Annotated in this window: 17 protein-coding genes and 3 pseudogenes; 7 read left to right on the plus strand and 13 right to left on the minus strand. The window is 69.6% G+C overall.

All coding sequences use genetic code 11. From position 1 onward, the window contains the following. Nucleotides 1–441: 441 nt before the first annotated feature. Nucleotides 442–2319 (minus strand): CocE/NonD family hydrolase, encoded by a 1878-nt coding sequence (locus tag ACFU6I_RS19005; RefSeq protein WP_384367804.1) that lies wholly within the window; start codon nt 2317–2319, stop codon nt 442–444. A gap of 310 nt (nt 2320–2629) precedes the next feature. Between ACFU6I_RS19005 and ACFU6I_RS19010 the strand changes: the two are divergent. Next, a pseudogene (locus ACFU6I_RS19010) lies at nt 2630–3023 on the plus strand (IS5/IS1182 family transposase); the annotation flags it as partial. 189 nt (nt 3024–3212) lie between these two features. On the opposite strand, the gene dmpG reads toward ACFU6I_RS19010, so the two are convergent. The 3 genes from dmpG to ACFU6I_RS19025 are packed head-to-tail and all read right to left on the minus strand — an operon-like array spanning nt 3213 to nt 5998. Further along, nucleotides 3213–4223 (minus strand): 4-hydroxy-2-oxovalerate aldolase, encoded by a 1011-nt coding sequence (dmpG, locus tag ACFU6I_RS19015; RefSeq protein ID WP_384367807.1) that lies wholly within the window; start codon nt 4221–4223, stop codon nt 3213–3215. After that, the gene (locus ACFU6I_RS19020) at nt 4220–5182 is read right to left on the minus strand and encodes an acetaldehyde dehydrogenase (acetylating) (RefSeq protein ID WP_384367810.1); all 963 of its coding nucleotides are present in this window, start codon (nt 5180–5182) and stop codon (nt 4220–4222) included. Before ACFU6I_RS19020 ends, dmpG begins: the two co-directional genes overlap by 4 nt. A 9-nt stretch (nt 5183–5191) precedes the next feature. After that, nucleotides 5192–5998, minus strand: coding sequence for a 2-keto-4-pentenoate hydratase (locus tag ACFU6I_RS19025; RefSeq protein ID WP_384367813.1), 807 nt, complete (start codon nt 5996–5998; stop codon nt 5192–5194). 71 nt (nt 5999–6069) lie between these two features. On the opposite strand from ACFU6I_RS19025, the gene ACFU6I_RS19030 reads away from it, so the two are divergent. Next, nucleotides 6070–6819: an IclR family transcriptional regulator gene (locus tag ACFU6I_RS19030; protein ID WP_384367817.1), complete on the plus strand. Its 750-nt coding sequence runs from the start codon at nt 6070–6072 to the stop codon at nt 6817–6819. 67 nt (nt 6820–6886) lie between these two features. On the opposite strand, the gene ACFU6I_RS19035 is transcribed toward ACFU6I_RS19030, so the two are convergent. From ACFU6I_RS19035 to ACFU6I_RS19050, 4 genes are read right to left on the minus strand one after another with little or no spacing between them, the layout of a single operon-like run. Next, complete coding sequence (locus ACFU6I_RS19035) at nt 6887–8170, minus strand: FAD-dependent oxidoreductase (protein ID WP_384367820.1); 1284 nt, start codon at nt 8168–8170, stop codon at nt 6887–6889. A 36-nt stretch (nt 8171–8206) separates the two neighbouring features. Then, nucleotides 8207–8926 carry a maleylpyruvate isomerase family mycothiol-dependent enzyme gene (locus ACFU6I_RS19040; RefSeq protein WP_384367823.1) on the minus strand — a complete coding sequence of 240 codons (720 nt, stop codon included), beginning with the start codon at nt 8924–8926 and terminating at the stop codon, nt 8207–8209. After that, nucleotides 8923–9750: a fumarylacetoacetate hydrolase family protein gene (locus tag ACFU6I_RS19045; RefSeq protein ID WP_384367826.1), complete on the minus strand. Its 828-nt coding sequence runs from the start codon at nt 9748–9750 to the stop codon at nt 8923–8925. Before ACFU6I_RS19045 ends, ACFU6I_RS19040 begins: the two co-directional genes overlap by 4 nt. Nucleotides 9751–9752: 2 nt before the next feature. Next, a complete protein-coding gene (locus ACFU6I_RS19050; RefSeq protein ID WP_384042955.1) occupies nt 9753–10913 on the minus strand; it encodes a cupin domain-containing protein in 1161 nt (386 codons plus the stop codon). Nucleotides 10914–11040: 127 nt separating this feature from the next. Here ACFU6I_RS19050 and ACFU6I_RS19055 point away from each other — a divergent pair. Then, a pseudogene (locus ACFU6I_RS19055) lies at nt 11041–11334 on the plus strand (IclR family transcriptional regulator C-terminal domain-containing protein); the annotation flags it as partial. A gap of 114 nt (nt 11335–11448) precedes the next feature. On the opposite strand, the gene ACFU6I_RS19060 reads toward ACFU6I_RS19055, so the two are convergent. Genes ACFU6I_RS19060 through ACFU6I_RS19070 form a run of 3 tightly spaced genes read right to left on the minus strand, consistent with a single transcriptional unit; the run spans nt 11449 to nt 14800 of the window. Continuing rightward, nucleotides 11449–12297, minus strand: a complete 849-nt coding sequence (locus ACFU6I_RS19060) for an alpha/beta fold hydrolase (protein WP_384367829.1) — start codon at nt 12295–12297, stop codon at nt 11449–11451. Further along, a complete protein-coding gene (locus tag ACFU6I_RS19065; protein WP_384367832.1) occupies nt 12297–13229 on the minus strand; it encodes a VOC family protein in 933 nt (310 codons plus the stop codon). Before ACFU6I_RS19065 ends, ACFU6I_RS19060 begins: the two co-directional genes overlap by 1 nt. A gap of 26 nt (nt 13230–13255) precedes the next feature. Next, nucleotides 13256–14800 carry an FAD-dependent monooxygenase gene (locus tag ACFU6I_RS19070; RefSeq protein ID WP_384367835.1) on the minus strand — a complete coding sequence of 515 codons (1545 nt, stop codon included), beginning with the start codon at nt 14798–14800 and terminating at the stop codon, nt 13256–13258. A 176-nt stretch (nt 14801–14976) separates the two neighbouring features. Here ACFU6I_RS19070 and ACFU6I_RS19075 point away from each other — a divergent pair, with 176 nt between their 5' ends. Then, on the plus strand, nt 14977–15633 hold the full coding sequence (locus tag ACFU6I_RS19075) for a TetR/AcrR family transcriptional regulator (RefSeq protein WP_384367838.1): 657 nt from the start codon (nt 14977–14979) through the stop codon (nt 15631–15633). A gap of 27 nt (nt 15634–15660) precedes the next feature. On the opposite strand, the pseudogene ACFU6I_RS19080 reads toward ACFU6I_RS19075, so the two are convergent. Continuing rightward, a pseudogene (locus ACFU6I_RS19080) lies at nt 15661–15852 on the minus strand (transposase); the annotation flags it as partial. A 610-nt stretch (nt 15853–16462) separates the two neighbouring features. Further along, nucleotides 16463–18646, minus strand: coding sequence for a S8 family serine peptidase (locus tag ACFU6I_RS19085; protein ID WP_384367841.1), 2184 nt, complete (start codon nt 18644–18646; stop codon nt 16463–16465). Between the two features lie 623 nt (nt 18647–19269). Between ACFU6I_RS19085 and ACFU6I_RS19090 the strand changes: the two genes are divergently transcribed. The 3 genes from ACFU6I_RS19090 (at nt 19270) to ACFU6I_RS19100 (ending at nt 22305) form a co-directional block, all read left to right on the plus strand. Beyond that, complete coding sequence (locus ACFU6I_RS19090) at nt 19270–19860, plus strand: transposase (protein ID WP_384367958.1); 591 nt, start codon at nt 19270–19272, stop codon at nt 19858–19860. A 225-nt stretch (nt 19861–20085) separates the two neighbouring features. Next, nucleotides 20086–20229, plus strand: a complete 144-nt coding sequence (locus ACFU6I_RS19095) for a hypothetical protein (RefSeq protein WP_384367844.1) — start codon at nt 20086–20088, stop codon at nt 20227–20229. Between the two features lie 54 nt (nt 20230–20283). Then, nucleotides 20284–22305, plus strand: coding sequence for a PQQ-binding-like beta-propeller repeat protein (locus tag ACFU6I_RS19100; protein WP_384367847.1), 2022 nt, complete (start codon nt 20284–20286; stop codon nt 22303–22305). The last annotated feature ends 58 nt before the right edge of the window (nt 22306–22363 follow it).

A 22363-nucleotide genomic window follows, 5' to 3' on the forward strand; every position in this document is an offset into this window, starting at 1 on the left:
GTACTGGACGTACTCGGACGACCCCGACAACGCAGCGAGCGTGCGTGCCAGGCGTCGCGGGGCAGGCGGGACTTCCGACACACGCCCTAGTGGCCGGGAAACCACCCGGAGTGCCACCCCCATGAGCTCCCAGCGCAGGAAATGCACCGCTCTGCACCATCACACCTGCTGCGGCGGGAAATCGCGCTCAAGGGATCCAGGGCGAGGACTTTCCGGATTCGGCGCCAACGTCGTGACCGCCGACTTGACGGGTCATCACGACAGCCTCTCCTCCATCTCCCCTATCGACAACGACCGACCGCGGGGCCCCACCCACCCCTGTCTTCGATGTCCATGAGAAGCGCCGGCACTCGGCAACACCTGGTGCCTGGGCCGGCGTCGGACGGCACTCCGGAGCGAGTCCGGGAGCCGTGCCGCCGACGCCGGCCTGTGGACGTGGGCTCAGATGTGGCCGCCGGGCGTCACGGTGATGGACGCCGGACCGGCCGGCAGGTTAACGGTGTACTGGCGCAGGTAGGTGTCCAGGAACGGTGAGCGGTCGCCCTGGGTGGCCACGTCGTCGGACGGGTCGTCCAGGGACAGCCTCAGCACGGCGCCCGAGACGTCGATGGTCTGGCCCGACGGGGTGTCACGCCACGACCCGGTCTGGATCGAGCCGATCTCCACGGCCAGGACGTGCCCGGCCGCCAGCGTCCAGTCGGTCGCCTTGAGGTCGACGCTCATTCGGCCTTTCTTCAGCAGGGAGACTTGCTCGTCGAACATCACGGCCTTGCCGTCCGGGCCGACGTCGTAGAGCTTGAGCATGATGTTGCCCTCGCCCTTCGCGGTCAGCGAGATGTTCGGCGTGGCGGTCAGCCGCACGTCCTGGGTGAGCGGCTGCGACCAGACGAAGAAGCTGGAGCCGACCTCACCGGCCTGCTGCCTCTTGGCGATCCCCTTGGCCAGACCCTTGGGCGCCGACTGCTCGGTCGCCGGGGCGTTCTCCATGTCCCAGTTGCCCGACGGCTGGACCGCCTCGGGCACCGGCGCACCGGCTGCGGCCAAGGTGGCGCGGGCGGAGGCACCGCCGTCGTCGAGGTAACTGCCGTTCCCGAGCGGGAGGGTGACGTCGCGCTCCACCACCGGCCAGGTGTCCTGGGCCCGCCAGTGACCGGTGGAGTCCTCGACGGAGTACTTCGGGTAGCCGACCGAGGGCTCAACGCCCTTGAGGTACTGGTCGTAGAAGGACAGCATCTCGTCGTACCAGCCCTCGCGGCCCATGGCCAGGCGACCGTCCCTCACCCGGTCTCCACCACGCACATGGTCCCACTGTCCGACCCAACCGCGCTCCGGGCCGGTGTGGTTGGTGAGGTACTCCTGCATCTCCTCGGGCTTGGTGTTGTTCTCGATGAAGCCCTGGGTGACGAAGAGCGGCGTGTTGGTTCCCTGAGCCATCTTGGCCAGGTCACGGGAGGTCCAGAACGGGTCGTTCTGGTCTGAAATCCGGTAGCCGGCCGAGTTCTCGGTCAGGCACTGGGGGTGGGAGATCTCGTACCGGGCGTTGGCCTGGTAGCGCGCGTCGTCGTCCGACAGCGGGGCCAGCGTGGCAATGCCGTTGTAGGCATTGGCGGTTCCGGTCACATTCGGGCGGGGGACACCGTTGGAGTAGATGTACTGGTACATGTCCCAGAGGGGCTCCTGGGCAACGACGGCCTTCAGCGCGGACTGCTTCAGACCGTTGCCTATGAGGCCGGTGACGGCGTCGTAGGACTTGCCGTACATGCCCACCGCGCCGGTCGACCACGGTTGGCTCGCGGCCCAGTCGATCGCGGCCTTCACGTCGGCCTGCTCACCGGGACCGCCCCAGTCGAGGCAGCCGGTCGAGCCGCCGAAGCCGCGCAGGTCGACCATGAGGAACGCGTAGCCGTGGGAGAAGAGGTCGCTGCCCTCGATGAAGTCCTGGAAACGGTTCGAGGGACCGGTGTGGGTCCAGCCCTCGGGGCCCGTCTGGCCCATGTGTCCGAAGTACGGGCCGATGGAGAGGATGACCGGCACCTTCTGCCCGGCGGACACGCCTTCGGGCATCAGCAGGTCGCCGTGCAGTTCGGTACCGGAGCCGTCCGAGGAAGGGAAGTAGTGCTGGGTCCAGACCGAGCCCTTCGGGACACGGTCGTTCTGCTCGTGCGTGATGCCGTCGGTCGCGGTGGCGACCGCGGTGGTCGGGGTCCGAGCGGAGGTGGCGGTCGGTGACGCGACGGCAGGGCCGGCGAGTGCACCGGTCAGCGCCAGAGTGGTGACGAGTGCCGAGGCGGCCCAGCCGGGCGCGCGACGTCTGTTCACAAGCTCTCCAGAGTCGTCGGTACGGAGTGGAGCAGTGGTTCCGGCGGAGCGGCAGCCCCAGCCCGCCATCGCCGCAGCGACGACGGACGGTCGCACGCACGCACGCCAGGAACGGGACCGTCTGTGCGAACCCGGGCCGGAACCAATGGTGAGCGAGCCTAAGGTCAGCACTGAAACCCGTCAACGGTGCTGTGTATGCACTGTGTTAATGATGTGACGGGTACAAGTCGGTCTCTGGCTAGCAGCAGTTGTGTGAAAACGGTGGGAGCGTCGGCTGCTGCGGGCGCCGGTATCACCCTGACAGCGACACATGCACGTCCTGTCGGATGCGAACAGACTGCCCCTCCTCGTCGGCGTCTCGGCCGGCAACGTCCACGACAGCGAAGGGCCGAAGCCCATGGTCGAGGGTCACCACACGGGACACGCCCCCACCGCGGCCGCCACTTCAAGCCCCAGCGCCTGCACGCCGGCAAAGCCTGTGCCCGGGCCGACCTGCGCAACTGGCGCCGCGGCAGGCGCATCGGAGTCCGCATCGCCCGCAGAGGAATCGAGTCGAGCGAGCGATTGGGACGCCCTCAGACGGGTCGTCGAGCGGACCATGTCCTGGCTGTCCGGCTACCCCCGCCTCAGCCCCCGCTACGAGCGAGACCCCCCGCTTTCTCGGACTCGCCGCCTTCCTCGGCTGCTACAAATTTCCCGCGTAGGCTGCTTCCACCCTCCTTCGGGGAGAGGTGTGTCCAGCAGGCTGCGCAGTTCGTGGTCGGGCGGTATGCCGATGTCCGGACCCCGTGCATGGCACCGGGAAGGTTTCCCTGCGGCGCGTCGACTCCCGTTCCCGGTCGGTCGGTTCACGGCGACGGAGCCGGCCGTGAACCGACCGGCCGTCGCAGACCTCAGCGACCGGCCGCCAGGCCGAGGGCGATGTCGACGATCATGTCCTCCTGGCCGCCGACCAGTCGTCGCCGGCCGCATTCCATCAGGATGTCGCGCACGTCGACTTCGTACCGCTGCGCGGCGCTCTCCGCGTGCCGCAGGAAGCTGGAATAGACACCCGCGTAGCCCAGCGTGAGGGTCTCGCGGTCGACCCGGACCGGTCGGTCCTGCAGCGGCCGGACGATGTCGTCCGCGGCGTCCTGCAGCTTGAACAGGTCGCAGTTGTGCTTGAAGCCCGACAGGTTCGCAACCGCGACGAACGCCTCGATCGGGCAGTTCCCCGCGCCCGCACCGTGTCCGGCGAGCGAGGCGTCGACGCGGTAGACGCCGTTCTCGACCGCGACCACCGAGTTCGCGACGGACAGCGAGAGGTTCTCGTGGGCGTGGATGCCGATCTCGGTGGCCGGGTCGAGGACGTCGCGGTAGGCGCGCACCCGGGCGGCGACGTCGTTCATCGTCAGCCGGCCGCCGGAGTCGGTGACGTAGACGCACTGGGCGCCATAGGACTCCATCAACTTGGCCTGCTTCGCGAGCTGTTCCGGCTCGGCCATGTGGGAGAGCATCAAGAAGCCGGAGACGTCCATGCCCAGTTCACGGGCGGCGGCGATGTGTTGCGCGGAGATGTCGGCCTCGGTGCAGTGGGTGGCCACCCGCACTGAGCGAACGCCGAGGTCGTAGGCGTGCCTCAGCTCGTGGATGGTTCCCACACCCGGCAGTAGCAGAGTGGTGAGGCGGGCGTTCTTCAGGACCGAGGCGGCGGCCTCGATCCACTCCCAGTCGGTGTTCGAGCCCGGGCCGTAGTTGAGCGAGCCGCCGGCGAGGCCGTCACCGTGCGCGACCTCGATCGCGTCGACGCCGGCCTCCTCCAGGGCCACGACGATGCGCTTGACGTCGTCGGGCGTGATGCGGTGCCGGACGGCGTGCATTCCGTCGCGGAGGGTGACGTCCTGTACAAAGATCGGGGTGCTCACTTCTTGGCCTCCTTCGCGGCGGCGATCTTCTCGGCCATCTGCACCGCGGCCGAGGTCATGATGTCGAGGTTTCCGGCATACGCCGGGAGGTACATGCCCGCGCCCTCGACCCTGAGGAAGACCGACACCTGGTGGGTCGGCCGTGCGGTCGCGCCCTCGGCCAGCAGCGTCTCGACCGGCTGGCCGGCCGGGACCTCGGTGATCTGGACGTCCTGGACCATCCGGTAGCCCGGGACGTACGCCGAGACCTCGGCGACCATCTTGCTGACCGACTCGGTGATCTGCGCCTTCGCTGTCTCGCCGTCCTCGCCCTCGGGCAGGGTGACCAGCGCGAAGACCGTGTCACGCATCATCAGCGGCGGCTCGGCCGGGTTGAGGATGATGATCGCCTTGCCCCGTTGGGCGCCCCCGACCTGCACGATCGCCGAGGAGGTCGTCTCGGTGAACTCGTCGATGTTGGCCCGGGTACCGGGGCCGGCCGACTTGGAGGCGATCGAGGCAATGATCTCCGCGTACGCCACCGGGACGACCCGGCTGATCGAGGCCACGACCGGGATCGTCGCCTGGCCACCGCAGGTGACCATGTTGACGTTCGGCGCGTCGAGGTGCTCCTCGAGATTGACCGCCGGGATGACGTACGGACCGATCGCGGCCGGCGTCAGGTCGATCATGCGGATGCCGAGCGGGCGCAGCTTCTCGTCGTTGTGCTTGTGCGCACCGGCCGAGGTGGCGTCGAAGACGATGCCGATCTCGTCGATCTGCGGCGACTTCAGCAGCCCCTCCACTCCCTCGGGGGTGGTCTCGAACCCGAGGCGCGCGGCGCGGGCCAGACCGTCGGAGGCGGGGTCGATACCGACCATGACCCCCATTTCGAGGTGCTGCGCATTGCGCATGATCTTGATCATCAGGTCGGTTCCGATGTTGCCCGACCCGATGATGGCGACCTTGGTCTTGCTCATCGTCGTTCCTTACGCAGAGAAGGTGACCGACACCGTGCCGAGGCCGGTGACAGTGGCATGAACGGCAGCGCCCGGCGTCACGGGACGCATCGGGCCGAGGGCACCGGAGAGGATGACCTGGCCGGCGCGGAGCGGCTCGCCCAGTTCGCGGGCCTGGCGGGCGAGCCAGACGACGGCGTTGACCGGGTCGCCGAGGCAGGCGGCGCCGCTGCCGGTGGAAACGGTCTCGCCGTCGACGGTCATGGCCATCTCGGCCGCCACGGGGTCGAAACCGGTGAGCGGGACGCGCTGCGTGCCGAGGACGTAGCCGCCGGCCGAGGCGTTGTCGGCGACCGTGTCACCGAAGCTGATGTCCCAGTCGGCCACCCGGCTGCCGCAGATCTCGATCGCGGCGACGGCATGGTCGATGGCTTCGCGCACCTGGGCGTCGTCGAGCGGTCCCTCGGCGAGGTCGGCCCCCAGCACGAAGGCGATCTCGGCCTCGACCCGCGGCTGGAGGATCGCGTCGACCGGCACGACCGAGCCGTCGGCGTACTCCATGTCGTCGAAGAGGAAGCCGAAGTCGGGCTGGTCGACGCCGAGTTGCTGCTGCACGGCCGCGGAGGTGAGGCCGATCTTCCGGCCGACGACCGTGGCACCGGCCTCGATCCGCTCGGCGGTGAGCCGCTCCTGCACGGCGTACGCGGTCTCGACGTCGTCGCGGCCGATCAGGTCGCGCACGGGGGCGGCGGGGGTGCCGGTGGCAGCGGCGTCACGGAGCCGGGCCGCTGCGGCGGCGATGCTGTCGGTACCGACAGTGGGGTGGTTCTGGGGCATGTCGTCCAATCTGCGGCATGGGGCACGGAGAACTCCACGTCCGCGTTCCACTCAGCGGTACGCTCTTTTCCATGGAGGACAGCGACACCGTCCTGGGCAAGGCACTGGCGATCCTGCGCGCGTTCGGCCCGGCCGACTCCGTGCTGCCGCTCGCCGAGCTGGTGCGGCGTACCGGTCTGGCGAAGGGCACTGTCCACCGCGTCGCGGGGGACCTGGTCCATCACCGGCTGCTCGACAAGACCGACCACGGCTACCGGCTCTCCGGGGGCCTCTTCGAGCTCGGTCTGCGCGCGGCAACCGAACGCACCCTGTTGGAGCTGGCCATGCCGTTTCTGCAGGATCTCTACGAACGCACCCACGAGACGGTGCACCTCGGTGTGCGCGAGGGGCATGAGGTCGTCTACGTGGCCAAGATCGGCGGACACCGCCAGGCCAAGGCGCCCTCGCGCACCGGTGGGCGGATGCCGATGCACTGCACGGCGATCGGCAAGGTGCTGCTTGCCTACGCCGGGGAGGACGAGCAGGCCGCCGTGCTGAGAGCCCCGCTCGAACGCCGCACGCCGCACACCGTGATCGCCCCCGGCCTGCTGCGCCGACAGCTCGTGAAGGCGGTCGAGACAGGTGTCGCCTACGAGCGCGAGGAGTCGACACCGGGCCTGCTCTGCGTCGCCGCGCCGGTCCTCGCAGCCGACGGTCTGACCGCGGTCGCCGCGATCAGCGTGACCGGCCCGGTCGGACGCTTCCGCCCCGAGTCCCACGCGAACGCCGTACGCGCCGCGGCCGCGACCCTGGGCTCCACCCTCGCCCGCCGGCGCCCCTGAAACCGGCCGTGGCCGGGTGCGACGCACTTCGCGTCACACCCGGCCACGGTGCGGGGCGTGCGGGTGGTCAGGCCGCCCGGTCCTCGACGGCCGCCGAGGAGAGCGGGATCGGCGTGAACATCTCGGGTTCCTCGTCCGGGGTCAGCGCGGTCGGACCGTACACCCAGTCGGTGAAGGAGTAGTCGTCGGTGTCCCGAGCCCGCATGATCGCGTTGCGCTGGAGCCGAGGCTCGCCGTCGAGGTGCCACAGCTCGCCCCAGGCGCGGGCCGTCGTCTGCACCCGCCGGCAGTGCTCCACCCGGACCGCCTCGTACGCGGCCAGCGCACCGTCCCAGTCCGGCTCGGTGCCCGCCGGGGCGGCCTCGGCCAGCCGGGCGTAGTGCTGGGCGAGGACCCAGCCGTCCTCGATCGCCATGATCGCGCCCTGCGCCATGTACTGGAGCGGCGGGTGCGCGGCGTCGCCGAGCAGGGCGATCCGGCCGTGCACCCAGGTCTCGATCGGGTCGCGGTCGAACATGCGCCACCAACGGTCCCGCCACATCAGCGGGATGCCCTTGATGACGGTGTCACAACTGCCCACGAAGGCCGCGTCCAGCTCGTCGGGGGTGCCCCAGTCCTCCTCGCCGGCCAGGGCCTTGGGCGACTCGAACACGGCGACCTGGTTGAACATGTCGCCGCCGCGCAGGGCGTACTGGACGAAGTGGCGGTGCGGGCCGACGTAGACGGTGACGTCGCTCTCCGCGATGCCGTTGTCCTTGACCTGCTCGATCGGGACGGCCGCGCGGTAGGCGACGTAGGAGGAGCTGACCACGTCGTCGCCGATCAACTGGCGGCGGGCCACGGAGCGCAGTCCGTCGGCCGCGATGACCAGCGGGGCGGACTCGACCCGTCCGTCCTTCAGGAGGACTCGGGCGCCGCCCTCAGTGTTCTCGTAGCCGACGACGACCTGGTCGTTCAGCAGCTCGACACCGGCGCGTCGGCAGGCGCGCAGGAAGATGCCGTGCAGGTCGCTGCGGTGGATGACCATGTACGGAAAGCCGTAGCGGCGTTCGAGGTCGCGCAGGTCGAGCCGGGTCAGCACCTGGGAGTCGAGCGCGTCCCGCATCACCATGTTCTCCGGGACGACGCCCAGCGACTTCGCCTCGTCCAGCAGGCCGTACTCGGCAAGGATGCGGGTGCAGTTGGGGGCGATCTGCAGGCCGGCGCCGACCTCGCCGTACTCCGGGGCCTGTTCGAGAACGCGTACCCGCAGTCCCTGGTGTGACAGGGCGTAGGCGGTGCTGAGGCCGCCGATGCCTCCGCCGACCACCAGGACGTCGGGCTGTCCGGCAGGCGTGGGTTCAGGGTTCATGTGCTGTTCCTTGCGTGAGCGGGGCGGGCCCCGGGTTCAGAGCCAGGCGCCCAGCGCGGGGGCGCGGGTGCCGTCCGCGGCGCGCAGGTCGGCGTCGCGTCCGGTGAGGTAGGCCGCAATGTCGTGCAGTTCGCCGGTGACCGGGACTGGCTCGCCGTCGCCCGGCAGCTCCCAGTCGGCGCCGACGGCCGGGGCCCGCAGGATCACGGCCGGGCCGGGGGCCGCGGCGCGCTTGGCTGCGACGTCCTCGCACAGGGCGGCGAGGAAATCGGCCGGCAGATGGGCGAAGGAGACGCCGGTCGCCAGGTCGACGGCGTGGACGCACACTTCGCGGGAACGCATCCAGGGCAGTTCGGTGGCGGGGACGGTACGGCCCTGGGCAGTGACGACCTCGTGCCGCCACTGCTCGTCGGTGAGCTGGTCCATCCGCGCCTCCAGCGCGTCCGCCGAGCGGCGCAGCCAGGCGGTCAGCCGGTCGGACGGCAGGGCGCGGCCGCGTTCGATGCCGGCGGCGCGTTCCTCGGGCGAGGCGTACATCGGGGTGGGTTCGCCTGTGGCGGCCCAGTGGACCAGGTTGGACAGGGCCTCGGCGTTGGCAGCGACGTGCGCGGCGATGTGGGCGCGGCTCCAGCCGGGCAGGGTGCTGGGCGCGGCGTACCCGGCGTCGTCGAGTCCGGCGACGGCGTCGAAGGTCAGCTCGGCGCCGATCAGGGCCCAGCGGCGGGCGTCGGCGAAGGTGCGGGTGCCGTTCGTCACGCTGCGACGACCTTGTTGGTGCAGGCGCCGAGGCCGGTGATCTCGGTGACCACGTTCTGGCCGGGGAGCAGGAAGACCTTGGGGTCGCGGGCGTTGCCGACGCCGGCCGGGGTGCCGGTGGCGATGATGTCGCCCGGACGCAGAGTGATGACGGTGGAGATGTACTGCAACAGGAAGACCGGGTCGAACAGCAGCGTGCCGGTGTCGTCCTGCTGCATGACCTGGCCGTCGACGACCGTCTTGACCTTCAGTGCGGGGCGGACGCCGCCGACCTCGTCGGGGGTGACGACGTACGGGCCGACCGGGGTGGTCGCCTCCCAGATCTTGCCCTGGGTCCATTCGATGGTGCGGAACTGCCAGTCGCGCACCGAGATGTCGTTCATGACGGTGAAGCCGGCGATGGCGTCGGTGGCCTGCTGCTCGTCGGCGCGGCGGACCTGCTTGCCGACCACGACGGCCAGCTCGACCTCCCAGTCGAACGCGTCGGTCTCGGCCGGCTTGACGATGTCGTCGTTCGCGCCGATGAGGGTGTCGGCGAACTTCGGGAAGAGAGTCGGGTAGTTGGGGAGGTCCCGCCCCATCTCCTTGATGTGGTTGGTGTAGTTGTGGCCGACGCAGACGACCTTGGACGGGTTCGGGACGACCGGCGCGAAGTCCGCGCCCTCGACCGGGTAGGTGGTGCCGGAGGCGGCGGCGGCCTTGGCCTGCCAGTCGGCCTCGGCGAACAGTTCACCCAGGTCGGTGCAACCGAGGTCGACGTGGACGTCGCCGTCGAGGCGGACCGCCCGGGTGCCGTCGGTGGTGCGGATGGTGGCGAGCTTCATGGTCAGGCGTCCTTCTGGGTGCGGTTGAGCTGAAGCGCCTCGAAGACGGGCGCGTCGGAGAAGCGGAAGAGGTCGAGGGCGCCGGAGTCCGAGTCGGTCCCGCCGGCCTCGGACCTGGCGGAGAAGGGTTCCCAGGACGGGACGACGAACAGGTCGCCGCGGCTGACCGTCCAGGACTTCTCCCCGACGGTCACGACACCGGAACCGTCGAAGACCTGGTAGACGGAGGAGCCGGTCTCGCGCACGGGCGCGGTCTCGGCGCCGCGGGCGACACGGTGGAACTCTGCGCGGATGGTCGGCAGCACGTCGGAGCCGTCGTGCGGGTTGGCGTAGCGCACCGCGGCGTGGCCGGGCTCGACCGTGCCGCCGTAGCCCTCCTTCTCCAGCAGCAGTTGGTCGCGCAGGGCGGCGTCGGTGTACTCCCACTTGTAGGAGAGCAGCGGGCTGCCCGGGGTGGCCGGGGCGGCCGACAGCGGGCGCAGGCCGGGGTGGCCCCACAGGCGCTCGGAGCGCGACCGCTCCGGCGTGATCCGCTCGGCGTCACTGATCTCGTCGCGGCCGAACTCGAAGAACTGCGCCTCGGTGACGTACTGGAGGGGGATGTCCAGTCCGTCGATCCAGGCCATCGGCTCGGAGGTGGCGTTGTGGTGCGCGTGCCAGTTCCATCCGGCCTGCGGGAGGAAGTCGCCGCGGTTCATCGGCACGGGGTCGCCGCCGACGACCGTCCACACGCCCGAGCCCTCGACGACGAACCGGAAGGCGTGCTGGGTGTGGCGGTGCTCGGGGGCGTCCTCACCCGGCATCAGGTACTGGATGGCCGCCCACAGCGTGGGGGTTGCGAAGGGCCGTCCGCCGAGGGACGGGTTGGCCAGCGCGATGGCGCGGCGCTCGCCGCCGCGGCCGACCGGGACGATGTCGCCGGCCTGGGCGGCCAGCTCGCGCAGCCGCTGCCAGCGCCACATGTGCGGTACGGCGCGCGAGCGCGGGTGGGCCGGCATGAGGTCGCCGATCTCGGTCCACAGCGGGACGAGCAGCTCGTTCTCGAAGCCCCGGTACAGCTCTTCGAGAGCCGGGGTGACCTCGGGCTGCCCCTCCGCGGCGACGGCCTGCAGCCGCACCGGGGAGCCCGAGGCGATGTCATGGGCGAGGGAAGAGTGAGTCACAAGCCACAGCGTGCGCCGTTTCTCTTTGAAGAACATATAGATTCTGCATAGCAGAACCATTCCGGCACCGCGCCATGGACAAGCCGCTCAGGACCCCGCCGCCCCATCCCATCGCCGTGGCCTGCTGCTGCTCGCCGGCCTCTCCGACGAGGAGCTGGACGAGGTGTACGCGACCGAGCGGTACCGGGAGCGTCCGGCCGAGCGCCCGGAGCCCGACCAGCCGCGGGATGAGCTGCGGCGGCTGCAGCGCAACGGATTCGCCTTCGACAAGAGGCGGTCCGAACGCGGTCCGGTCGCACTCGGCGTACCGGTGCGTGACCGGGCCGGCGCCGCGCCGGCCGGTCTGTCGGTGTCGCTGCCCGGCGTGCGCTACGACCCGCACCGCCTCCTGTCCCTGGTCGCCACCCCGAACGCGGCGGCGCACGCCCTGGAGCAGGACCTCGCCGAGGAGGGCCGCCGACAGACGGGGAGGGCCTGTACGGCGCCGCCGACGCGGCGGTGTCGTACAGGCCCTCCCGGCAGGTCGGCCCGTGGCTCAGTTGTTGGCGACGAAGTCGGTGACCAGCCGGTTGAACTCGTCTGCGTGCTCGATCATCGCCCAGTGGCCGCAGTGGTTGAGCACCACCAGGCGGCTGTCCGGGATGTTCGCCAGCAGGAACAGCGAGGTCTCGTAGGAGACGACGCGGTCGTCGCGACCGTGGATCAGCAGGGTCGGCACCTGGATCGTCGGCAGCAGCTCCGGCTTGACCCACTTGGGCAGCGGGGCGCCCTGGGGCATGCCATCGACGTAGTTGCGCAGGTGCTCCGGGCGGGCGAGCGCGGCGTCCGAACGGGCTTGGCACAGTTCGGGGGTGGCGAACCGGGCCTTGTCGAAGACCATGATCTCGACGAGCCGGCGCATGTTCTCCGGGCCGGCGTCGCGGTAGGTCTCGATCAGGACCTTGAGGCCCTCGGACGGGCCGTCACCGGCGCCGAAGAGCGTCGCCAGCCGCATGCCGACCGGCGGGCCCATGGTGACCAGGTGGGATATCCGCTCGGGGTGCTCGGTGGCGAGGCGGAGCGAGGTCTGGCCGCCCATCGAGTTGCCGACGAAGGCAGCCTTGTCGATGTCGAGGGCGTCCATGAACTGGATCGCGGCCTCGACGTGGTCGAGACGGTCGACCGTGGCGGCGTCCGACTCGCCCCAGCCGGGCATGTCGACCGCGTACACGTGGAAGTGCTCGGCCAGGGCCTCGATGTTGCCGGAGAAGTTGCTCCAGCCGGTGGCGCCGGGGCCGCTGCCGTGCAGCAGGATGACCGGGTGGCCGGTGCCCGCCTCGTAGTAGCGGAGCTTCCAGTCGGCGGTCTCGACGGTGCGGGCGATGTCCTGCGGGTTGAGGGTCATCAGTGGTTCTCTTCCATCGGGTTCGGTGCGGCGGCGAGCAGTCCGGCGACGACGCCCGGGGGACGGTGGCCCCAGCTGTGCAGCCGGTCGAGCGTCTTCACCTCCCAGGTCTCGTCGTCGATGATCAGCCCGCCCCAGCCGTACTCGATGCTGAAACCGGACGGCGTGAAGACGTAGAAGCTGAACATGTGGTCATTCGGGTGCATGCCGAGCGTCATCTCGAACGGCTGCTTGGCGTCCATGCACCGGTCGTAGGCCAGGCCGACGTCGCGGATGTCGGTGACCTCGACCATGAAGTGGTGGGTCTTCTTCGGCGACGGAAGGTCGCCGAAGGCGACGGTGTGGTGGCGGCCGTTGCAGTGCAGGAAGATCAGGTCGGCGACGATGCCCGGGGCGAGCTCCTCGACGATCATGTCGCTGATCTTGAAGCCGAGCAGGTCGAGGTAGAAGCCCAGGTAGGTCTCCCGGGAGACGCCGTGGGCCAGCAGGACCTGGTGGCCCGCGCCGCCGGCGCCGGTCACGAAGCCGCCGAGCAGCGAAGCGGACTCGAACGGCGTGGCGGCATCGGCCAGGCCGTTGACCAGCTCGACCCGGTTGCCCATCGGGTCGGCGGTGATGAAGATCCGGTCCACCTTGCGGGCGGCGGCGAGCGCCTCGTCGCCCTCGGTGACCTCGACGTCGGCCGCACGCAGCTTCTCGACCAGGGTGTCGAGCGCGTCCGCGCCCTCGACCTCGTAACCGGTGGCCACCAGGTCGTCGGCCGGGCCCTCGCTGATGACCCAGCGGTGGGCCTTCTCGTCGGTACGCAGCGTGAAGCCGTTCCCGGTCTTCTCGCCGAGCTGCATGCCGAGCAGGGTGACACCGAAGTGCTCCCAGTCGGCGAGGCTGCTCACCTCGTAGACGACGTATCCGAGTTCCTTGACACCAGACAAGTCCTTCTCCTTCTTCGCAGGATCGATCAGACGGTGGGCACGGCAAGGCCGTGGGTATCGGCGGCGGCGACGAACCTGTCCGGACGGACCGCGATGACACGGGCGCCGTACCGGCGCATCCAGGGGAGGACGACCTCGTCCAGGTCGACCAGCTCGTCCGGCCCCTCGGTATGCGAGGTCTTCGGGCGCACCGCGCGGTAGTGGGCCCCGAGCCCGTCCCAGCCGGCCTTCTCCTCCGCCGACAGCAGGGTCGCTGGGTCGACCTGGTCGCCGAGCAGCACGAAGTGCCGGCCGAGGTGATCGTCCAGGCGGGCCATACGGCCGGCGGTGTCACCGGTGATCGGCTGCGGGATCATGCGGCCGATGACGCTGGCGTCACCGGTCTCGCCGCGGATCCAGCCGCCCGCCAGTACCGGCGGGGCGGTGAGCGGCGGCTCGAACGGGGTGACCGTGCTCTCGGGCACCGCGTTCATCGCGGCCTGCTCCTCCTCGGAGACCTCTTGCTTGATCACCCGGCCGAGGCCGACAGCGAGGCCGGTGTAGAAGGCGGCGTTGGGGCGCCGCTCCGCCTCGTAGGTGTCCAGCCAGCTTTCGGGCAGCTCGCCCTTGAGCACACGGGCGAGTTTCCAGCCCAGGTTGTGAGCGTCGCGCATACCGGTCTGCATGCCGGCACCGGCCCACGGCGGCATCAGGTGCGCCGCGTCACCGGCCAGGAACACCCGCCCCTGGCGGAACGTGTCGGCCATCCGGACGTGGTGCTGGTAGAAGGCGTGCTGGTGGATCTCGACATCGTCCTCGGATACGCCGAGCGCCTTGAGCAGAGGCCATATCTCGGCGCTCGTCGGATAGTCCGCCGGGGTCTCGTCGGGCTTGAGCGGGATCTCCCACCGGTGGTTGCCCGCGGACAGGGCGATGTCGACGACCGGGCGCTCCTTGTCGGACCAGAAGGTCAGGAAGTCCCGATCGGGCCACCAGCGCTTGACGTGGCAGTCGACGACCACCCAGGTGACGTCGTCGGTGTCGCCCAGCAGCTTGCAGCCGATCCGGCCGCGGGTGGCGCTGCTGCCGCCGTCGGCGCCGATCGCGTAACGGGCGCGGGTGGTACGGGTCGTGCCGTCGGCGGTCGAGGTGACGGTGACGCCGTCGGCGTCCTGCTCGATGCCGGTGACCTCGTCGCCGTAGTGGACGGTGACCAGGTCGTCGTACCGCTCCTGGACGGCCGCGCGCAGCTCGGCCTCCATCGTCGGCTGGTAGATGTTGTAGAAGCGCGGAGTGCGGCCCAGGGTGGACGGCAGGTGCTCGATCCGCATGATCTCCGTGCGGTCGTAGGTCATCCAGCGCAGGGCGCGCTGCGGGTCGATCACCTTGTCGATCCGCTCGTCGATGCCGAGGTCCTGGAAGATCCGCATCGTCCAGTCGTTGACCGTCACGGCGCGCGCCCGGGAGTAGATGTCCCGGTCCCGTTCGAACGCAACGGCGGAGATGCCGTATCTGGCGAGGGTGAGTGCGGCGATCACACCGGTCGGGCCATAGCCGACAATCGCGACATCCGCGTCGTATCTCTTGGTCATGCGCAGGCTCCGTGGTGAACGCAAAGAGGGAAAATTTTGGACCGATCGGTCGGTACAATTCGAAGGTAACAGCGCCCCTCCACAGCCCGTCAAGAGATTCCGGGCAGGGATTTCCCGCACTGGCGAGCCCCGGCCCTGGTGGGAAGCGCGCCCTGGCGTCGCCTAGACTCCGGAAGGTGGAGAAGATCGAGCCGCCCGCGCCGGAGACACGCACCAACCGCCGCGGCCGCCGGTCACGGCAGGAGATCCTTGACGCGGCCGCCCGCGTGATGTCCGTCCGCGGCTACGCCGGAACGCCGATGTCGGCGCTCGCCAAAGAGACCGGCCTGCCGAAGAGCGCCTTCTACCATCATTTCGAATCCAAGGCGGGACTGCTCTCGGCCGTCATGGAACAGGGCGCGCACGGCTTCTTCGACGCCATGCGCGAAGCCCATCGCAACCCTCCGGAGGACGGCACCCCCCACGAGCGGCTCCGCTGGTATCTGCGCCGGACCGGCAACGTCATGGAGAACGGCGAGGAGTTCCTGCGCCTGCTGCTCGTGCTGGTGATGAGCCGCGAGGCGGCAGAGGCGCCCGAGGCCCTGCAGACCGTGATCGCGGTCCGCGACGAGGGGCGCGTCTACATGGCGCACATGATCCGCTCGTCCTTCCAGAGCGCGGGCGAGGAGACCGCCGACAAGATCGCGGAGGCCCTCGCCCCCTTCGGAATGGCCGGCTACGACGGCGCGTTCGTCGCCATGCAGTCCGAAGGCGGCAGGCCCGTCTCGGCATGGATGGATCAGCTCGCCGACTCCATTGCGGCGCTCGGCGAGGCGATCATCGCCGCCGACTGACGAGGCCGCGACCCGCACCTGTGACGCTGCGACCGCCTGGAGATCGTCCGCGCCCCATCGGGACAGGTCGGTCCCTTGGGGGAAGTACTGGCGGAGCAGGCCGTTGGTGTTCTCGTTTGTGCCGCGTGGCCAGGGGCCGTGCGGGCCGGCGAAACAGATCTCCAGGCCGGCGCCGATGCGGAGTTGGGCGCGTTCGGCCATCTCGGCGCCCCGGTCCCAAGGGCTCTCCCGTAATCCCTGGTGGATCAGCGCGCGGCGTCGGATGCGGTGCATCGCAAGGCGGAGGAGCGTCCTCATACTGGATTTATTCGGGTGTTCCGACAACGCAGCGAGGTGCCGTAGCCGGCGTCGTGCGCCCGCCAGGGATTACGGGACAGCCCTTAGTCAGCGACCGGCGCAGTTGGTCGGGAAGTTCGGCGACAGTGGCGGCAACGGCGTCGCGGGAACGGGACGAACGGGCAGACCGGGTAAGGGAGTTGTGGCCCGCTGCGGTTATCACGCACACGTCGACGGCCAGCAGTGTTGCGGGCTTGAACCGCCGTTCGCGCCGGTCACGCGGGTCGACCACTCACACGAGCGCATCCAGCAGCCCCGGCGGCGGAGCCGGGGGGGAGGAGGGCATGAGCCGGAGCGGTGCCACCAGCGTGCCCGGCGTGGGCATGAATGAAGAGACGAGCACGGCAACCTTGCGGATCTTGAAGCCTGGACACCTCCTGATCCACATGTGCCGTGCTCGTCCGACCTTTCCCCTCCCGGCCCGCCGTGCTCAGAACAGGCGAAGCGGACTCCACCCGCGGCCCTGAGCCGAGTTGAGCCAACGGGGCGCGGCTTACACCGCGCGCATGACGGTCAGCGTCATGCTGTTGTTCTTGTAGGACACCCGGAACAGATAACCGCCCACGTTCACGACCCGGTTCTCCGGGAGTGCGTGGAAGGCGCCCTTGATCGAGCTACCGCTCATGATCGTGAACACGGTGCCCGGGGTCAGCCGGCCCCGCACGTCCAGGTCCAGCTCACCGTCCAGCACCAGGTTCCCCGCCGCCCGGACGCTCGTGTAGTCCCGGTCGCCGGAGATCGTGACGGCAACGCGACCCTGCTTGCCGATGGTCGCGTTCCCGCCGACGTTCAGGACATTGCCTTCGGCGCCGGAAACGCCGGTGGTCTGCGCGGCCTCGTCGGCCGTGAGCCCGGGCCGCAGCACGCCGTGGCTGACGTTGATGCTGTCACCCACGGTGCCGCTGCCGCCGAGCGTTCCGCCGCGCACGTCGACAGCGCTCGCATGCGAGCCGACGACCGACAGTTTGCCGTCGAGGACGGTGCTCGTCCCGTGCCAGGTCTCGCTGCCGGTGAGGAACAGGGTGCCGGCGCCACGCTTCGTGAGGCTGCCCTCGTAGGCGCGGGCCTCGCGGGCCTGCTCACGGCGGACCCCGATGGCGTAGTCCGACTTGTCGGCGTCGCTCGCGTCGGCCGGCAGGCCTTCGGTCCAGCCCTTGTCGGCCTTGGTCGCCGTCCAGGCGGCCGCCTCGGCGGCGTCCTCCTGCTGGCGGGCCCGGATCGCGACGTCCGAGATGTCGTTCGACCACACGTCGTCGCGCCCCTGTGTGTCGACGACGAACGGCCCCAGGAACTGGCCCGGGCCGTTCATGGCCTCCCGCAGACTGACCGTGCCCCAGCCGTTGCGGCTGTCCGGCACCTGCACGATCTGGCCGCCGGTGGGGTTCTGCACGGCCTTGCCCGCCGCGTCACTGATCGTGTTGTTCTGCCGGCCGGTGGTGAACATCGTGTAGAGCGCCTGCTCGTTGGTCATGTACGGGAAGCGCTGCATGATCAACGACAGCGCGGCCGCCGAGTGCGGGCCGGCCATCGACGTCCCCGACGAACTGCCGTAACGGGGCTCGGGGACGTCGTTGACGACCGACACGGTCGTGCTGTTGATGCCATTGGCCGGCGCCGTCACGCAGGACCACTTCGCGACGCCGCACTGGTTGAACGTCTGCTGGCCGGGGACCAGGACGGAGCCGTCGGGGTTGTACGTGCGCCCCTGGGTGGGGTTGATCCCCGACGTCGTGTACCAGCTGCCCTCCAACTCGGGTATGAAGTACGGCGCGGCGCCTCGCGGCGACGGGTTCACGTAGCCGCTGTTGCCGGCGGTGAACTGGATGACCGTGCCGGTACGCGCGGCCTCGATGGCACCGTTCAGCCAGCGGGCGGCGCTGCCGTTCGCGTCGACGACGCCGTCCGGAGTGGACCAGAGGCGCCATGCCGTGTTCAGACCGAAGCCCGCCGGGCTGCCGGGCGGCGTGTCGTACGTGTTGTAGTTTTCCGTGTTGGGCTGGCTACCCCAACTGCTGGTGATGATCCTGATGGGCTCGCCGTTCGCCGTCCTGGTGGAGTTCACGGCCCGGTAGACATTGCCGATGTAGGCGTCGTCCGGCGTCTGCGCGGCGGTCGCGTTCGCCGGCAGGAGGCCGTAGAGCACGCCGTCCTTCTTGCCGGTGTTGCCCATGTACACGTTGCTGTTGAACGCGACGCCGTGCATGTTGGCATCCGGCCCGGCCGGTTGCGTCTCGCCGACACCGTCGCGGCTCGCACCGATGGTCCCGCTGACGTGGGTGCCGTGACTGTCGTTGAACGCCGGGTTGTAGAACCCCGGCGTGGGGCCCGTGCGGCCGCCCTGGGCCTCCACTGAGAAGTAGCGGTCCCCGACCGCGTAGTTCGTGTCCAGGCTTCCGTGCTCCCGGACGTGCCCGGCGAAGACGCCCGAGTCGACGACACCGATGTTCATCCCTGTGCCGGAGTAGCCCGCGGCATAGGCGAATTCGGCTCCCATCGACACCAGGCCGGCGTCCCGGTTGAACTCAGGGGTACGCCAGCTCGCCGCGTCGCCGAGCCGGCCGGGATCTCCCTCGTAGGTCTTGATCGGCGGTGGCCCGGGCACCTGCCCCATCGCCGGCTGCACGGCGACTCCGAGCACCACCATCGGTATCAGCGCTGCGATCAGCGCCGGCTTCACGCGTTTTCTGTTCGGCACTCCGACCCCTCCCAGATCAATTCCGCCGGATGCTATTCCTCCCTTCCGGAGCTGATCAAGGTGTCGGCGGCCGCGCTGTCCATCTACGTTGGAAGTAGGCACCAGAGGTCGGGCGATCCGTGACGTGGCAACGCTGGGGACGTGGCAGCGCTGGGGGACGTGCCATGGGCGGTGCGTGCCAGGCGGGCGGCCGATTACCGGCGCCACCGGCCACCACCGGCGCAGCGCACAGCCGGCGCCGCTGGCCGGGAAAGGACGGCCGTGGCGAGCAACCAGCGGGGGAGGAACGGCCGTTGATCCTGTTGGGACCGGCAGCGGCTGGGCTGTGAGTCCTTGCGCGTGCTGTTCGCCACGACGGCCGAGCCGATGGCCACCGAGGAGACGCCCGGCACGTTCTGGCGTGGACTGCGGCTGCTCGCGGTGGACGGGGCCTGCCGGGGCGTCGCGGATACCGAAGCCAACGCGGCCGCGTTCGGACGTCCGGGCAGTGGCCGCGGGTCGAGCAGGAGCGCGTTTCCTCAGGTGCGGATGGCTGATTTGGTGGAGGTGGGCAGCCATGCGGTGCTGGATGCGGAACTCGCCGGCTGCCGCACCGGGAGGTCACCCTGGTCGGCCGGCTACCCCGTTCGGTCGGCCCGGGCCAAGTCGCCCTGGCCGATCGTGAGTTCTTCGGTGTCCCGTTATGGCGTGCCTTCACCGCCACCGGTGTCGACCTGCTGTGGCGAGTACCCGCCAATCGGGTCCTGCCAGTCGTCACGCAATTGCGTGACGGGGCATGGCTCTCGCGGATGAGGGCAGGCAGAGGTCCTGCCCGGGATGAGCCGGTTGTGGTCCGCGTCCTGGCCTACCAGCTCAAGGACCGGGCCGGTGAGGGTGCGGCCGATGGCTACCGCCTGGTCACCGCCTTGCGGGACGCGCGACTGTATCCGGCCCGGCAGTTGGCCGCGCTCCACCGCGAACGCTGGGAGGTCGAGTCCGTCTTCCCCGAGATCAAGACCCATCAGCGCGGTGCTGTCGGGCCGCCCGCGTGGTGGGACCGGTCGGGCGAGGAGGCACTGGCCCATTCGGTGATGACGAGGCCATCACCTCGATGCCATTCGACATCGATTTCCGTCAAACGATGGATGTTTCACAACAGGCACGCCCGCGAAGTTTCGGATCAACACCCCCCTCCACCTACGAAAACTTGGCCATGACCTCATAGAACCTTGGCTTATGCCGAATTACGTCGCCGGTCTTCCGATTTCATTCGGAACCGTGGCAGCATGCAGTCAACGCAGGCCACCCTCGAAGCAGGGTCAAGCGATATCGTTTCATCGTTTTTGTTTCGGTCACACCATGTGAGCGTGCTGAATGGACACCACCTGGGCGGTCTTCGACCGGTTCTCGCAGCCCCACGATGCCGAGGAGCAGACGAGAACGTGCGCACCAACCGGCCGGACAACCCGGCCGAGCACGGATTCACCAAGTGGGGGCTCTGCCGTCCCCCGGAGTCGATCGAGAGCGGTGACATACCCACGCGGATCGTCCAGCACGACGGCATCCGCATTTTCGATCTGTCCTGACGTGGATCCGTGGATCCGTGATTCCACAGACCCAACACACCCCTTGGAGTACAGATGACCCACTCTCGTTCCCTGAGCAGGCGCCGGCTGCTCCAGGCCGGCAGCGCGCTCGGGCTGGCCACTACCGCCGGACCTCTTCTCGCCTCGCAGGCCGGCGCGGCACCCGCGGCGGCGGCCACGACGAAGGTGACGGATCTGGGACCGGGTCTGGTCCAGTTCTCCCTGATGAGCGGCCTGCTGGTCGGCGACACCGTCTACATCGGCTCGCGCAACCTGAACCCCTCCAGCGTCGTCGGGTTCCATCTGCCGAGCCGGAAGGTGGTGTCGTACACGAACCTCGACGCCGGGCCCGAGCCCTCCATCCAGGCGTTGGCGGCGGACCCCACCGGGCGGTACCTGTACATCGGCGTTCTGGTCAAGTCCGACCGTGGCAAGCCGAATCTCTACCGGTGGGACCTGACGACGCCGGACCAGCCCGCCGTGCCCATCGGCAGGACCGAGGACCGTGACATCCGTGATCTGGCGGTCGCCCCCGACGGCACGGTCTTCGCCGTGGGCGGGGTCCCGGACAAGCCGCCCGTCCTGTGGCAGTACGACCCCGCCACCGGTGCCGTGAGCAATCTGGGCGCCCCCGACCCGCAGGCGACGCTGGCCAGGGCGGTCGCGGCCACGGACACCACCGTCTTCTTCGGAGCGGGCAGCGTCCTCGCCGGCGGGAGCGGCGCGAGCAGGGCGTCTCTGTTCGCCTTCGACCGGAAGAGCCGCGAGTTCACCTCGATCGTGCCCAAGGAGATGGAGAAGGACCCCAGCCTGCGGGAACTCGCCGTCCAGGACGGGAAGCTGATCGTCGGCACGTCGGGCGGGGTCGATCCCGCGAAGCTCGCCGTGATCGACCTGGCGGACTTCTCCTCGTACACGCTGGTGGCCACCGAGGGCAAGGTCATCAAGATGTTCGCCTCCGACTCCGAGCGGATCTACTTCGCCTCCGAATCGGGAGTGGAGGCCTACTCGAAGGCCGACAAGACGATCTCCCGCGTGGAATTCACCGGGCCCGACCTCGGTGAGATCTGGGGAGTGGACCACATCGACGGCAAGCTCGCGGTCGTCTCCGGTTATGGTTTCGTCGCCGAGATCGATGTGGCGGCCCGTACATCGGTGGTCACCGACCTGCACGACGCGGGAGCGAAGGCGGGTCCGCAGGCGGGCATGGGGATCGCCGCCGGTCACGGCTATGTGTACCTGGGCGGCAACGGTGCCATCTCCCGGCGCGATCTGCAGTCCGGCGAGGTCGTCAACCTGCAGGCGCCCGGCGAGGCCAAGGACGCCGAAGTGATCGAGGGCGTCCTGTACACCGGCCAGTACAACTCGCAGGGCATCTGGCGGTACGACCCCTCCCGGCGGCGGCAGCCGGAGCAGGCAGCGAAGTTCCCCAGCGAGCAGAACCGCCCGCTGGACGTCTCGTGGGACCCGGACAACAAGCTGCTCCTCGTCGGTGTGCAGTCCGACACCGAGGGCGGCGGCGCCCTGTGGACGTACTCCCCCAGTACCGGGGCGTCGGCCGCCTACGCCAATCCGATCGACGACGTCCAGCTCGTCCGGGCCGTGGCCAACCGGGACGGCGTCGCCTATCTGGGCGGCGACAATGCCCAGAAGGAGGGGCCGCGCGCCACGGTCGTCGCCGTCGATCCGGTCACCGGAAAGGAGCAGTGGCGCGTCGACACGAAGCAGTCGGCGGGCGTGGCGGCCTTGGCGGTGCAGGGCCGGAACCTCTACGGACTCACCACGAAGGGCGGTCTGTTCGTCGTCGACCGGCGGACCCGGAAGGTGGTGCACACCTCGGACGTCAGCAGTGTCAGCAAGGGCTTCGCCGCCATGGTCACCAACCGGGGCGTGGTGTACGGCGTCTCGGACACGACCCTCTTCCGTTTCCACCCGAAGACGTTCGCCGTCAGCACGGTCGTCGCCGACATCAACGGAGCCTGGTACAGCGGCCCGCATGTCAACGTGCACGAGGGTCTGCTCTATACGCTCCGCGGCGGCAACCTCGTCGCGGTCGACGACAGGCCGTCGCACTGACCCGGCCATGAGGTCGCTGTGCCCCGGATCCCCTGGTCCCGACCAACGTTGACTTTTG

It is taken from the genome of Streptomyces sp. NPDC057486 (assembly GCF_042802415.1).
GTDB lineage: Bacteria > Actinomycetota > Actinomycetes > Streptomycetales > Streptomycetaceae > Streptomyces > Streptomyces yanii.